This window comes from Nonomuraea sp. NBC_00507, from assembly GCF_036013525.1.
In the GTDB taxonomy this organism is placed as follows: Bacteria; Actinomycetota; Actinomycetes; order Streptosporangiales; family Streptosporangiaceae; genus Nonomuraea.
The window spans coordinates 1,293,734-1,307,569 of sequence record NZ_CP107853.1; the positions used below are offsets into that span (position 1 = coordinate 1,293,734).

Genomic DNA, 13,836 nt, shown 5'->3' on the forward strand with positions numbered 1-13,836 from the left:
CCAGGCAAGCGTACGCCACGGAGAAAGGATGCCGACATCTCCCCCAAATCGGCCCTTCTACTGGTGCCCGGTCTCCTCCTTCTCGTCGCGGGTTTTCTCATTCCCTCCGCCGCGATGCTCTTCGCGCCGCCGGACGTGCCGACCAGCGAGATCTTCGCGCGCCTGGGCGAGATGCTCACGGATCCCTACGACCTGGAGGTGATCGGGCGCACGGTCGGGCTGGCTCTGGCTGTCACGATCATCTGCGTCGTCCTCGGCTTTCCCATCGCCTACTGGCTCGCCCGCTCGCCGTCACGCTGGAGCGGAGTCTTCCTGGCAGTGGCGATCTTCCCATTGATGCTGAGCAACGTGGTGCGGACGTTCGGCTGGCTGGTGATTCTCGGCTCCAAGGGGGCGCTCGGCCAACTGCTCGTCCAGCTCGGCGTCGTCGACGTGGCGCCGCAGCTGCTCTACACCAAGCTGGCGATCATCCTCGGCCTCACCCAGCTCTTCCTGCCGCTGGCGATCATCTCCTGCTACTCGGCCGTCGCCCAGGTCGATCCCGGCCTGGACGACGCTTCGCGCGGGCTCGGCGCGAACAGGATCCGCACGATGTGGAACGTCGTCATCCCGCTGACCATGCCGGGCATCGTGGTGGCCGCCACCCTGGTCTTCGCGGGGTCCGTCACCGCCTACACCACGCCATATCTGCTCGGCGGGTCCAGCCAGCGGATGCTCTCCACGCAGCTCTTCAACTACGCGAGCACCACGGTCGACTGGGCCTCCGCCTCGGCGACGGCGCTCATCATGACGGTCCTGGTCTTCCTGGTCTCCGGGGTGTCCTCGCTGATCGGGCGGAAGGGGGCCACCTCATGAAGCGGCCGATCACAGCGGCGCTCGCGGTCATCGGCTACGTCATCATGATCGTGCCGATCATCTTCGTGGTCGCCACCGCCTTCACGGCGGGAAGCACCCTGAGGTTCCCGCCCGACGGGATCTCGCTGCGCTGGTTCGACGAGGCGCTCGGCTACGAGCCGTTCATCGAGGCCGCGGTCTCCAGCCTGGAGCTCGCCGTACTCGCCACCGCACTCGCGCTGCTGGTCGGCGTGCCTGCCACGCTCGCCGTACACCGTGGAAAACTCCCCGGCAAGGGCCTGGTCGAGGGGTTGTTCCTGTCGCCGCTCATCGTCCCTGAGCTGGTCGTCGGCCTCGCGCTGTTCCAGCAGCTGATGATCGGCATGGACCTGGACAACTTCAGCACCCTGCTGGTCGGGCACACGGCGCTGATGCTGCCCTATGCGGTGCGCGTGACCGGCGCCTCACTCGCGCTGGCCGACCCCGCGCTGGAGGAGGCCGCCCGGGGTCTCGGCGCCTCGCCGCTGCGCGCGTTCGTCAACGTGACGTTGCCCGTCCTGCGCCCGGGAATCTTCTCTGCCGGGCTGCTGAGCGTGGTCACATCCTTCAACAACGTGCCGCTGTCGCTCCTGCTGCAGGGGCGCGACTTCCGGACGCTGCCGGTGACGATGCTCGACTACGTGCAGCAGTCCTACGACCCGATGGTCGCCGCCGCTTCCACCCTCATCCTGGCCGCCACCGTGGTGATCGCGGTGATCGCCGAGCGCACGGTCGGATTCGCCAAGATCTTCGGAGGGATCAATCAATGACCGCCGCCGCCGAGTTGATCGGAGTCACCCAGAGGTTCGGCTCCTTCACCGCCGTCGATGAGATCGACCTCACCGTGCCATCAGGGAAGCTGACGACGCTGCTGGGCCCGAGCGGCTGTGGCAAGACCACCACGCTCAGGATGATCGCGGGCTACTCGGCACCGACGTCGGGGACGATCCGCATCGACGGGATCGACAGCACGCGCACGCCGCCGGAGAAGCGGAATCTGGGGATGGTCTTCCAGTCGTACGCGCTGTTCCCGCACATGACGGTGGCCGACAACGTCGGTTACGGGCTCAAGCTGCGCAAGGTGCCATCCGCGGAAAGACGGTCGCGCGTCATGGAGACGCTCGAGCTCGTTGGGCTCGCGCACCTGGCCGGCCGCAAGCCGAAAAAGCTCTCCGGCGGGCAGCAGCAGCGCGTGGCGCTGGCCAGGGCGATCGCGATCAGGCCCAGACTCCTGCTGCTCGACGAGCCGCTGTCCAACCTCGACGCCCGCCTGCGCGTCCAGATGCGGGCCGAGATCAGGCGCATCCAGGCGGAGACCAAGCTGACCGTCATCCTCGTCACCCATGACCAGGACGAGGCGCTGGAGATGTCCGACGAGATGGTCATCATGAACGAGGGCAGGATCGTGCAGCAGGGCTCTCCTCAGCAGGTCTTCCCCCGTCCGGCTGACCGCTTCGTCGCCGAGTTCCTTGGGTACGAGAACTTCCTCACTGCGGCCGACGGCACCCCTCTGACCATCCGGCCCGAGCATCTGCGCATCGCCGAGAAAGGTCACGAGAAAGGTCACGGCCTTGACGCAACAGTGGTCGACGTGGCCTTCCGCGGCGTCGACTTGCTGGTCTCGCTCGACGTGGTCGACCCGTCGGGCGCGACCGTCAGGCTGCTAGCCGACGTACGCAGCGGCGCGACCCCCACACCCGGATCGAGCGTCACGGTGATCGCGCCAGACGACCATCTGGTCTCACTCCCCCGCTGAAACCCGCTGAAAACCCACTGAAAGGAACGAGCCCATGCCCACGCGCCGTGCCGTACTGGCCGCTGCTCTGACAGTGCTCGCCGCAGCCGGATGTTCCGGCTCCGGCTCCGGTGAGAAGCAGGCCGACCAGGACACCATCGTCGTCAGCACCTTCCCCTTCGGTGTGAAGGAGTTCGAACAGGCGGTCGTCGCTCCGTTCACCAAGCAGACGGGAATCAAGGTCGAGCTGGACACCGGGTCCAACTCCGACCGGCTGTCGAAGCTGAAGCTCGCCAAGGGTGAGCCGGAGGCGGACGTGGTGCTGATCTCCGACTACTTCGCCGCACTCGGGCAGAAGGACGGCCTCTTCCAGAAGGTCGACGTGCCCAACATCAAGGAGCTCGCGCCGTTCGCGACCGAGGGCGCCTATGAGGGACCGGCCTACACGCACCAGCTCAACGGGATCATCTACAACACCGGCAAGCTCAGCCAGAAGCAGGCCGCCGACTGGGAGCTGTTCGCGAACGCGGCGAACAAGGGAAAAGTCGCGCTCCCTGATATTTCGGTGACCGCCGGGCAACTCATGATCTCGAGCGTGGGTGAGTCGTACGGCAAGGGCCCCTACGACATCGACACCTCGTTGAAAACCCTGGCCGGCTGGGCGCCGAACGTCCTGCAGTTCTACACCTCCTCGACCGAGGTCACGAATCTGCTGACCCAAGGCGAGATCGTCGCTGCCGACGCGCTGAGCGGCTTCGCCACCAAGCTCGTCACCTCGGGCGAGCCGATCGCCTGGACGGCTCCCGCCAAGGGTCGCTACATGGCCACCAACCGGGCGATGATCCCCAAGGGCGCGCGCAACCAGCAGGGAGCGGCGAAGTTCATCGACTACATGCTGTCGGCCGAGGCGCAGAGCGCCATGGCGAAGGCTGTCGGCGACCTGCCCACGAACTCGAAGGCCGAGATCCCGGCCGACATCGCCAAGGTGACGGGCGAGGCGGCGAAGGACCCCGTGGCCGCCGGGTTCAAGACTCTCGACCCCGCCCAGCTCGTCGACACCCGCGCCACCTGGGTCGACCGCTTCACCCGCGAGGTGGCCGGCAAGTGAACCTCGACCTGATGCCCAAGGTCGATCTGCACTGCCACCTCATCGGCACCGTGCGCGCCTCGACCTTCGCCGAGCTGGCCAGGCGGGAGGGGCTCGATCTGCCCGACAGGCCCGAGCGGATCTACGCGGATGTGAACTCGCTTCCGCCGGACCCGGCTCTCTACCTGAACACCCGGATCCCGGTTCCGCAGGGCAGGAGCGCGGACGAGCCCGAGACCTCCTACTCGCTGTTCCAGGTGTCCTCGTGGGTTGTCCAGGTCCTGGGCGACCCTGACGATCTCACCCGAATCACCTATGAGGCCTTCGAGGACGCCCACCGAACCAGCGCGACCAGGCATCTCGAGCTCTCCTTCGACGCGCTGACGGAACGTCAGGAGAAGTTCGGCTACGCCACGGTGATCGAGGCGTACGCCGAGGGCATCAGGATGGCAGAACGCGACTTCGGCATGTCGGGCAGGCTCATCGCGGCCATCGACCGGAGCAAGTCGGGCGAGGAGGCGCTCTCCTGGATACGCACGGTTGTGGACAACGCGCACGACTACGTGGCGGGGATCGGGCTGGACAACCTGGAAACCGCCGGGCCGCCCGAGCGGTTCGAGGCCGCCTTCCGGCTCGCCGGTGAGGCCGGGCTCCGCCGCACTGCTCACTCCTCCGAGCACGCGCCCGTAGCCGCCAACACGATCACCTGCCTCGACGTACTCGGGTGCGACCGGATCGACCACGGCTACTTCGTACTCGAGGACGACGAGGCCGTCGCCAGGGTCAGGGACGAGCAGGTCCCGTTCACCGTCATCTCGACCACCTCGCGGCGCTCGTGGCGGCCGTGGCGGCGGGCGTCGATCGCGGCGATGCTCGAGGCCGGTCTCAACGTCATTCCCGCTTCCGACGACCCTGGGATGTTCCCGACGTCGCTGGCGAACGAGTATCGGATCCTCTCCGATCAGCTCGCTGTACAAGATGAGCGATTGCGTGCGATGGCGCTGGCCGGGGTGGAGGCGTGTTGGCTGCCCAAGCCTGAGAAGGACGCGCTGCGCAAGCGCTTTGAGCGCGAGCTCGCGAACATGGACTGATCGGCATGCCGCGTTGGCCGACGATGGCAAGGCGAGGCGGGTGCACGGCTCGGCCCCGTCATGGCTCCTCGGACCTGATCGATGCGCCGCGGAAGCTCCAGCTCCTGCCCGGTCGGCGTCGTACTCGCTTCCGGGCGGAGTGAGACCGGGCCGGGCTGATGCGGGCTCAGCAAGCCCTTGCTGTACAGCAGCCCGGCACAGCAGCGCCCACGTGCAACACACGCGTCGAAAGCGTCCATCTGCCACTTGACCAGGAGGAAGACCTCTCTGCGTTGTGACTGGCTCCTGTTTGCATGCAGGAAATCAGGAGTTCGAATCTCCTGGGCTCCACCGCACGTCAAAGGCCACTCCCCGCGATCGGGAAGTGGCCTTTTAGATCTTGTGCAGCTGCAAAGCGCAGCTACGGCGTCGACCGTTCTCCATACTCTGCGGGGCGCCGTTCGAGTGTGAGCAGCGGCTCAGAAAACACAGGCGCTGGTGCGCCGGGATCTGCGGCAACAGCCTGCTCCAGGCGGCGGAAGCCGGTCTCCAACTCGTCGGGACTGAGGTGAGCGAAGAACGAAAGGGTGCGCAGGCGCAGCCGTTCGAGCATGTCACCGCAGGTGCCGGCGGACGGCTCGGTAACGGTGCCGAAGCTGGCAACGCGCCAGCCGTCCGACGTGAACATCGCGATGACCTCGTGCAGCGGCTGAAACAGCGAGGCGTCCACCTCAAAGCCGCGGGGGAAGTGCTCCAGCCACCACGGCCTGGGATGGTGGTCGCGGAAATTCGCGCGCAGGAGCAGCCGTCCGCCGGGCCTGAGCACCCTGGCCAGCTCGCGGGCTGCCCGCGGCTTGTCCTGGACGTGGTGCCAGGACAAGAACATGAGAGCGTAGTCGGCACTGCCGGACGGCACCGGCATGTCCTCGGCGGAGCCTGCCAGATAGCGCACCCCGGGATGCAGGGACTGCGCCTGCGCCGTCTCGCGCATGCGGACCGACGGCTCGACGCCGGTGACGGGCCCGAACGCTCGCGCCAGCGCGGGGGTGAGCCTGCCGGTGCCTGAGCCCACGTCCAGCCCCGCCAGCGGACGCCGCTCGGGCAGCACCGCTTCGAAGGCACTGATCCAAACCTGTAGCTGCTGCTCGGTAAGCGCACGGCCACGCGCGTAGTCCTGGTACTGCTCCGTGTCGTAGTCGATCCGCCTCATCGCAGCTCCCGCGTCCAATCGGGCTACGCCAAACCGTCGGCCCGATATATCGAGTGGATACATCGGCACGATATGCAGTGTCGCGTTCTGCCGCAAGCCATCCCCCTGCCTCGCACCCCACCTCCCCGAGCCGCAGTCGAACGCAAGACGGCGCCATCGCTGAGGAGCGGACCGGCTCGAAGCTGGTCGGTGGGCCTGCTGTCGGTCAACGCCTGGTCGGCCGCCTCCGGACCGGATCTGTTCGTAGGAGAAACCCGTGCGTTCCGCGTGGCGACCACTACACAGGGTGACTGCGATGAATACTGAACGGCATGCGTGTCGACTTCGATCCCGAGGCCATGGGTGGGGCGGCTTTCTTTCGGTTCCTGACCTCGGTCGTTGTTCCACGTCCGATCGCGTGGGTATCCACCGTCACACCCGACGGAGCGGTCGAGAACCTCGCTCCGCACTCCTTCTTCAGCATCGCCAGTACCGATCCGCCGATCGTGCAGTTCACCTCGATCGGCCGCAAGGACTCCCTGCGCAATGTTGAGGACACCGGAGAGTTCGTCGTCAACTTCTCCTCCGAACCGCTGCTGCACCAGATCCGCGACACCGCCACCGATTTCCCTCGGACCGTGAGCGAATTCGGCTTCGCGGGAGTCGAACGCGAAGCCAGCCGTCATGTGCGGCCGCCCCGGGTGGCCGCCTCTCCCGTCGTCCTGGAGTGCCGTTCACACACAACGCTGCGCATGGGTAATTCCACCTTGGTGTTCGGCAGGGTCTTCCTCGCGGCGGTGCACAAGGATTACATCGTCAACGACCGGCCCGACGCCGAGCTGTTGCGCCCGTTGACCAAGCTCGGCGGCGACGAGTGGGGGACGCTGGGCGAGATCCTGCACCTGAGCCGCATCCCTTACGAGGAGCCGCAAGCCGTATGACCCAGCGTCTCCTCCAGGCAGACCGGTATGACCTCTCGCCGAGGCACCTTGATCCGCAGAGCTGATGCCCTCCCCGCGTGTTGCCCTACTTCAACAGCCAGCCGGCCACGACTTTGAAGGCCCGCGATCAGCCATGGATATCCAGCCCTTCGCGATCGAGCTCTGCTCGGATCTGGCCGAGCCACTCCGTGCCCAGCCGGCGCCCATTGGGGAGTTGGTCGTCTCGATCCCAGCGCCACGTTGCGATCATCGCCAGCACGAGGATCCGGCACTCGCGTAGCAAGTCTTGATTGACACCCGGGTAGTGCTCGCTGACGTCTTCGGGCGCATGGGCGAGGTCGAATTCGACAGGCCCACGGCAACACGTCTCGAGGTCTATGAACAGCAGCCCATTCTTCGTGGTGAGCACATTGCCCGGGTGCGGCTCGCCGTGCAGCAACTGCTCGGCGGCGCCGCGCTCGGCGATCACTCGCCTCAGACTTCGTAACGTGTCGCCGAGCAGCTCCCGGTCCGCGTCGGCGAGCGCCGGCGTACGGTCGCGGCTCGCCACGAGTCGTTGAGCCTGCTCGACCCGATCCATGAAATGCGGCGTCGGGACATCGAGCTTGCGCATGCCGGCATGCAGCCGCCCGAGCGCATTGGCGTAGTCGGCTGGTGAGACCTCTCGAGGCGTCGCAGGTTCGTAGTAGGTCCACAGCGTGACCATGAAGCCATCACGCTCGTAGACGCGTGGCTCCACTCGAGGCTCGAGAGCAGCCACAGGGCTCTCGGATTCGGCGAGCCGCTGAGCAAGCTCGATTTCGAACTGTGCGACCTGATCCGCTACAGGTGCCACCCGAGCCAGGACGTCACAAGGCAGCAGACGCAGAGTGAGCTTGTTCGAGTCATGAAGAACGATCGCGTCGTCGGCTGTCAGGCCAAGTGATGAGGCGGTCGACCTGGCCGCGGCCACCGCACGTGGGACCTCTGACGCCTGCATCGTCGCCGGCTCCTCTCCCTTGCGCGCTGCCGTACTCTCCCAGGGGTGCGGTCTGGGCCACCGTACCAAGTTGTCGATCGAGAGCCGCGATGGCGCGAACGGGCGGGGCGCTGCCGGGCCTGGGCCGGTTCGGCAGGCCACTCCGCTGAAGCTTTCGGCGCGAACCAAGGGCTCCGCGCCTCTTTAGCGCCGCCCGCCGAACTCCCAGTCGTGGACCTCGATGTCGGCATACCGGTCCAGGGTCAGGACGGCGCGTGCCGCATCCGGGTCCGGCGCCCGGACCAGCAGCGCCGTACCCAGCCAGGTGGCGCCGTCGTCGGACAGCAGCGGTCCATACGCGATCAACTCGTCCCGGTCGGGCGGCGGGACAAGGTCGGCAGCCTGCCCTGAGCCGAGGCCCAGCACCAGATACCGGTTGCCGCCCTCTCTGCCGCCAGGGAAATCCCACATGGTGCGGCCCAGCACGTTGCGCCAGCGGCGCAACATCACGTCCCTGTACACACCGGCCTGGTAGTTGGGCTCGTCGAAGACGAACGCACGCGCAGTGGCGAGATCTGGCAGGTCGACGATGTGCACGCTGCCGGTGGCCGTGTCGCTGTCACGGTGGAAGGTCGGGCCGCGGGCGATCAGCTCCGCCGCGTACCGGTCCATGTAGGACCAATGCTCTTCCACCAACTCGGCGCGCAGAGCCGCGGAGTCGGGCCGATCGCGGTGAAAACAGAAGAACTCCATGGCGAGAGTACTTACCACGGCCCGCAGCGACGGCTCCATTCTGGTCATCGCCGCCATGGCGATCCTTCAGCCCCACCCCAGCCGCGATCTGTGTCAAGGGCTCAGCGGAACACAGTCCAGGATGACATGTCCGAGCGCGGTGCGGTGAACGTCGGCAACGTCGAGCCCGGCTTCGGCAGCGATGGCGATGTAGTCCTCGACGGTGCGCTCGCGGCCGCCGCTGAGCACGAGCATGCGCAGGTTCATCTCGGCGAACATGGCCGGGTCGGCACCGGAGCCGCCGTGTGACTCGATCACGACGAAACTCTGGCCAACGAACTCGCACCGCGCAGCCAACCCGCGCTCGGCCAGGTAGTGCCGACCTCGATCCACTGTGTCCGGCAGATCCACGAGCGTGGCCCGGATATCCGGGTGGGCGCGCAGCACTTCGGCGAGCAGGGCGCCGGTGCCCCCGCCGACGTCGACCACATCCCGCACACCGGACCAGTCGTAGCCCCTGGCCGCGTCGGCGACGTAGTCCGCTCGGGAAGCCATCATCGCGTCGAACGACCCGCTCATCTCGGGGTGCGCGGCAAGATAGCGCCAGAACGGGGCGCCGACGACCGTCTCCCACGCCGGTTGCCCGGTGCGGACCGTGTGCAGCAATCCGGTGAATGCCAGGTCCATCTGCCCGCCGAAGCCACCCAGGTCGAGCCGCACCCGCATCCCGGAAGGATGGTCGGACGCCAGCAGCGCGGCGGGCTCGTTGACGGCGAACCTGCCCGGCTCCGGTTCGGTGAAGACACCGCGGCAGACCAAGTGACGCAGCAGCCGGCCCAGGGCGTCGGCGTTGGTGTCAGACCGGCGTGCCAGCTCCTCGACGGGCATCGCGTCGTCGGCCATCAAATCGGCCAGCCCCAGCGAGGCCGCGACCCGCACCGCCATCGGCGTGACCAGGTCCGTTACAGGTCCCAGTACGTCCCATGCCGCTTCCCATTCCGATGGCCGGCCGTGCTGCTCGTCGTGATCGTCCTCAGCGGTAGTCATGCCACGACACTCCTCGCGCGGAATCTCAAGGCTGCTTTGCCCGGAAGCAACCATGCGACCATCCGCTTGGTCGGTGACGGTCGCCCTTACCTTGTCGTGCCCGGAGTATCGGTGCCATCGACGGGGAGTTGCCTGGTATGGGTAGAAGCATGATCTTCTCGAGGTGGGCGGTCCAAGTCGCTGTACTCACTCCCTTGGTCATCCCGATCATCGCTGTCCCGCGGGCGGCAGCCGACACGAGCAAGCAGCCACAGGCCGCGGCGCTGGCCCGCCGCATGCTGGACCAGTTGAAAGTAGCCCAGCCCTTATCAATCCGTGGTTACAGCCACCGGCGGTTCCTGCCTCGATGGGCACATCACAGAGGCAGGTGCGACGCACGAGAGATCGTCCTGGCGCGCGACGGGCGACGCGTGCGCAAGAACGCGAACTGCCACCCTGTTAAGGGCATCTGGCACAGCCCGTACGACGGCAAGCGACTGAAGAGCGAGAAGCAGGTCGACGTCGACCATGTCGTGCCACTGGCGTACGCCTGGCGCTCTGGCGCCAGCAAATGGAGCCAGGCGCGGCGGCGCGCGTTCGCCAACGACCTCACCCGCCCGGAGCTCATAGTGGTCAGCCATTCCGCCAACATCGCCAAGGGCGGCCAAGGGCCGCAGAGTTGGCGTCCGCCGCGCCGCGGTTATTGGTGCCGCTACGCGACCTCATGGATCACCGTGAAGCATCATTACCGGCTCTTCGTGACGCGGAAGGAGAAGGTGGCCTTGCTCAACATGCTCCGCACCTGCCGCGGGTAATTCGCGCACTGACCAGGACTGCGGCGAAGCGCAGTCGAACCGTGACCTCATTGTCAGGTATTCACCTGACACGCCCACATTCCCACCGTCCGTAGGGTATGAGCTGTTGCGGGCGCTTGCTATGCGAACCTGTGGTTGCCATAGAACTGTGGTTGGTTTCTCTGGGTTGATCGGTAGCGACTAAAGGTAATCGAATGGTAATGTTCAGTCACAGCCGGGTGTCTGACTGACGTCCGGTCCCCGCCCCCAGTGGTGTCCGCACCAACGGGACAGCGTCCGGCGGGGCGGTGGCCCAAGAGCCGCACTCCCTCCAGGAATGCGGAGTCAGGCCCCGATGACGCGGTTCTCAGCCACGGTCCGCCCAGCTATCCGGGCGGACGCGGCTTCGGTTTCCACCGGATCGCTTCCCGGCCTCGACTGGCATGCGACGAGGCTACGCTGATGTCCGTTTTACTCATGTAAACACAGAGAACCGAAGACGCTCGCAACCAGCCGCGGGTCAGGCGCACGAGGCGGAGCTGCCTTGCCGCCGGGTAGCTGCCGATCGAGCGGGGGACAGCAGCTGCCCTTTCGTTCCGGGACGCGAAGCGGAGGACATGAGACACGGTCTAGCTGGGAGAACGGGCCCGCGTACACCCCGGGTTCCGCCGCGCCATAGCTGGTCCGTTCCGAGAGGTCGCCGATGTCCACACCATTCCCGCCCGGCCGGCAGCCGCAGGGCCCCGGGGTGCCCGGAGCACCGCGCCATGCTGGAGCACCGGGCCGGCATTCCGGTGGCTTTCCGCCGAACGCATCGGGAGGAATGGCCCCGAGAGGGTCGGCACCAGGCGGTCCCGTAGGGCAGTGGCCGCCTCCCCCGCGCAGCGGCGGCGGTGGGAAAGGGCTGTTGATCGCCGTCGTCGCCGTGCTCTGCGTCCTCCTGATCGCCGGAGTGGCCGGAGGTTGGATGCTTCTTAGCCGCAGTGGCGGCGGCGAACCCGGACCATCCTCGAGCTTCACCTACGACCGGGGTAATCCAGTCCGGTCACCGGCGGCCGAGAGGGTGAAATTGCGGCCGATCACCGGCGACCAACTCTGCACCGCCATTCCGGACGGCCTCCGTAAGAGCCTGGTCACCGATGGCCGGTACGGCGGGAAGGATTCGTCCACAGGGGCCGCCACCGAAAACGAGAAGCGGGCGGCCTGCGAGTGGCACAACAACAAGATGGACGTCGGCAACGGCATCATCGGCCATCGCACGCTGAGCATCTCAGTGGAAGCACGGAGCACGGAAAGCCAGAGCGCGGTCGAGTACGCCAAGGATCGGTTCGAGCGAGACAAGGAAGGGCACGAGCGGCGGGTCAACGTCCGGGACGGCAAACGAACCGACGGAAAGACCTCCGGATCGGCGTTCGGCGAGCTCAAGGAGCTGAAGTACGGCGACGCGTCGTACAGCCAGACCTGGATCGGACACAGCGGTCTCAAGACCACCGTGTTCATCCGGCAGGGGCCCTGGCTGATCAATGTCGAGTACGGCGGCAGCAACCGGACAGGCGACAAGTACCCCTCCGGCGACGAAGTACGGGCCGGGGCCGGCAAGGTCGCCGAGCGTGTCACCGCGGAAATGGCCAAGGACGCCGGCAAGGTGAAGCTTGCCGGGCCGTGCGCGATCCTCACCGCCAAAGAAATAGGGTCGGCATTCTTCCCCACCGTTCAAGGACCATCCGTCGGCGGTAATGACGGCCGGATCCAGCACACCACCTGCACCTGGCGCATAAACGAGGCGGTCGAGCACCAGCCAGGGCAGGAGTTCACCGCTCGCGGCGGCGAGCTTCGCATCCACGTGGTCGACTGGGGCGGCGGCGACCTGGGATCGACGTTCCAATTCGAGCGAGATGCCAAGAAGTACGACCGCTACCACGCCAAGGGCGGCATCGGCAACGACAACACCCACACTGTCTACGAGCCACGCCAGGAGCTCTCCGGGCTCGGCGAGAAGGCGTTCGCCGTGGTCTCCTCCACCACCAGGCCGGGTCGGCCGGACGAGGATCCCATGCAGGAGGTTCTGATCAAGACACTGGTCGGCGATCGGACGGTCGAGTTCACCTTCAGAGGTACGACAACCGGCGGCGGCGTCGTCGGTGCCGGGGACTATCAGAAGCCCGTCTTCGAGTCATCCGTCGCGCAAAAGGCCGTGGCGAAGCTGGCCAAGGCCTTCCTCGCCGACCTGAAATGACCGACCGCGCCGCATCCCGTGGTTGTTCTCTGTGGGATTCGTGACGGGGCGCGGCTGGATCGCTCTCGCGCCGGTTGGTCAAAGGCCACTTCCCATGATGATCGGGAAGTGGCGTTTGACCTCTTGTGCGGCTGAGATTCTTAACTGCAGTGTTCGAAGGGGCTGGTGTAGGCGCTGCTGCCGATGGAGCCGCCCCACTTGACGCATTGTCCGGGCGCGCTGCGCTTCACCGGCCCCGCATAGTAGCTGTAGCTGCCTGAGTCGGTCGTCCTGCTTTCCCCTTGCGGCTCCAGGAAGGCCGACATCGATGACGGAGAGCCGAGGTTCGTCGTCTTCAGTGTCACGACGCAGTTGTAGCCGTTGCCCGAGTTGTAGAGCAGGTAGGTGCTGCCGCCGGTGAGGCCGGCGGAGTCGACGACCGCATAACCGCTGCCGCAGACCTCTTCCGGGGTGTAGGGGTTGCCGCTGCAGGCGTTGGTGCTCTTGATGGCCTTCTTCTCGCCCAAGGACACGGTCACGCCGTCTACGGTCGGGCTGGTGTCCATCGAACCGGTGGAGGTCCGCTGTTCGTAGTGCAGGTGCGGAGCGTTGGAGCCGCCCGTCGAGCCGACGGTCCCGATCGTGGTGCCCTGACTGACGCTCATCGAGCCACCGGCCGACCTCACCATGGTCGCGAGGTGGGCATAGCGGGTTCTGCTGCCGTCACTGTGACGGACCTCTATCCACTTGCCGTAGCTGGTGCTTCCCGCGTCGTAGAAGTACGCGGTGCCCGAAGCGGTGGCACGCACCGTTTCACCGTTGATGTCATCGCCCCCATAGTCCTGCCAGTCGATGGAGCCCGACGGGTTGTGGTTAGGGGTCCAGTTGTTGGCGTAGAAGGTCTTCCCGCAGTTGAAAGGGCTCTTGTGAGACACAGCCAGGACGCTGACGGCCTGTGCTGAGGCGGCCTGGGGAATCAGCGCTGCCGCGAGGATGACTAACAGGGCGATGATCGCGGATCTGAGGGTCTTCGGCCAGGTCGGCCTGCCGGTCGTGGGCATGCTCACCTCTCTGGACAGGTGCGTATGGGGGGATACGGTTAGGCGCCCAGTTCCTTTGATGTCGATGAGCTCGTGGCGACTCGATCATGAACATAACCCTGAAAGTTCTTTTCATCAATCTCTGCAGGATGAAATTTTGCGGCTCCTCCAGCCAT

The 13,836-nt window shown here is 66.3% G+C and carries 13 protein-coding genes; 8 read left to right on the top strand and 5 right to left on the bottom strand.

Annotation, left to right across the window (positions count from 1 at the left end; translation table 11 throughout):
• The first annotated feature begins 63 nt into the window (after window positions 1–63).
• Genes OHA25_RS06740 through OHA25_RS06760 form a run of 5 tightly spaced genes read left to right on the top strand, consistent with a single transcriptional unit; the run spans window position 64 to window position 4,786 of the window.
• Complete coding sequence (locus OHA25_RS06740) at window positions 64–855, top strand: ABC transporter permease (RefSeq protein ID WP_327586722.1); 792 nt, start codon at window positions 64–66, stop codon at window positions 853–855.
• Window positions 852–1,643 carry an ABC transporter permease gene (locus OHA25_RS06745; RefSeq protein WP_327586723.1) on the top strand — a complete coding sequence of 264 codons (792 nt, stop codon included), beginning with the start codon at window positions 852–854 and terminating at the stop codon, window positions 1,641–1,643. The genes OHA25_RS06740 and OHA25_RS06745 overlap by 4 nt, the downstream gene beginning before the upstream one ends.
• Window positions 1,640–2,629: an ABC transporter ATP-binding protein gene (locus tag OHA25_RS06750; RefSeq protein ID WP_327586724.1), complete on the top strand. Its 990-nt coding sequence runs from the start codon at window positions 1,640–1,642 to the stop codon at window positions 2,627–2,629. The genes OHA25_RS06745 and OHA25_RS06750 overlap by 4 nt, the downstream gene beginning before the upstream one ends.
• Before the next feature lie 34 nt (window positions 2,630–2,663).
• Window positions 2,664–3,716: an ABC transporter substrate-binding protein gene (locus OHA25_RS06755; protein ID WP_327586725.1), complete on the top strand. Its 1,053-nt coding sequence runs from the start codon at window positions 2,664–2,666 to the stop codon at window positions 3,714–3,716.
• Window positions 3,713–4,786: an adenosine deaminase family protein gene (locus OHA25_RS06760; protein ID WP_327586726.1), complete on the top strand. Its 1,074-nt coding sequence runs from the start codon at window positions 3,713–3,715 to the stop codon at window positions 4,784–4,786. Before OHA25_RS06755 ends, OHA25_RS06760 begins: the two co-directional genes overlap by 4 nt.
• 400 nt (window positions 4,787–5,186) lie before the next feature.
• On the opposite strand, the gene OHA25_RS06765 is transcribed toward OHA25_RS06760, so the two are convergent.
• Window positions 5,187–5,975, bottom strand: coding sequence for a class I SAM-dependent methyltransferase (locus OHA25_RS06765; protein ID WP_327586727.1), 789 nt, complete (start codon window positions 5,973–5,975; stop codon window positions 5,187–5,189).
• A 311-nt stretch (window positions 5,976–6,286) separates the two neighbouring features.
• Between OHA25_RS06765 and OHA25_RS06770 the strand changes: the two genes are divergently transcribed.
• Window positions 6,287–6,895, top strand: coding sequence for a flavin reductase family protein (locus tag OHA25_RS06770; protein WP_327586728.1), 609 nt, complete (start codon window positions 6,287–6,289; stop codon window positions 6,893–6,895).
• A gap of 127 nt (window positions 6,896–7,022) precedes the next feature.
• Here the strand turns inward: OHA25_RS06770 and OHA25_RS06775 are convergent, their stop codons facing one another.
• The 3 genes from OHA25_RS06775 to OHA25_RS06785 form a co-directional block, all read right to left on the bottom strand.
• A complete protein-coding gene (locus tag OHA25_RS06775; protein ID WP_327586729.1) occupies window positions 7,023–7,874 on the bottom strand; it encodes a phosphotransferase enzyme family protein in 852 nt (283 codons plus the stop codon).
• 183 nt (window positions 7,875–8,057) lie between these two features.
• Window positions 8,058–8,654 (bottom strand): YciI family protein, encoded by a 597-nt coding sequence (locus OHA25_RS06780; RefSeq protein WP_327586730.1) that lies wholly within the window; start codon window positions 8,652–8,654, stop codon window positions 8,058–8,060.
• A 45-nt stretch (window positions 8,655–8,699) separates the two neighbouring features.
• Window positions 8,700–9,632 carry a methyltransferase gene (locus OHA25_RS06785; RefSeq protein ID WP_327586731.1) on the bottom strand — a complete coding sequence of 311 codons (933 nt, stop codon included), beginning with the start codon at window positions 9,630–9,632 and terminating at the stop codon, window positions 8,700–8,702.
• A 194-nt stretch (window positions 9,633–9,826) separates the two neighbouring features.
• On the opposite strand from OHA25_RS06785, the gene OHA25_RS06790 reads away from it, so the two are divergent.
• Window positions 9,827–10,426, top strand: coding sequence for an HNH endonuclease family protein (locus OHA25_RS06790; RefSeq protein ID WP_327586732.1), 600 nt, complete (start codon window positions 9,827–9,829; stop codon window positions 10,424–10,426).
• A gap of 1,048 nt (window positions 10,427–11,474) precedes the next feature.
• Entirely contained in the window at window positions 11,475–12,641 is a 1,167-nt protein-coding gene (locus OHA25_RS06795; RefSeq protein ID WP_327586733.1) for a hypothetical protein, read from the top strand.
• 140 nt (window positions 12,642–12,781) lie between these two features.
• Here OHA25_RS06795 and OHA25_RS06800 read toward each other — a convergent pair whose 3' ends face one another.
• A complete protein-coding gene (locus tag OHA25_RS06800) occupies window positions 12,782–13,681 on the bottom strand; it encodes a M23 family metallopeptidase (RefSeq protein ID WP_327586734.1) in 900 nt (299 codons plus the stop codon).
• Window positions 13,682–13,836 lie beyond the last annotated feature (155 nt).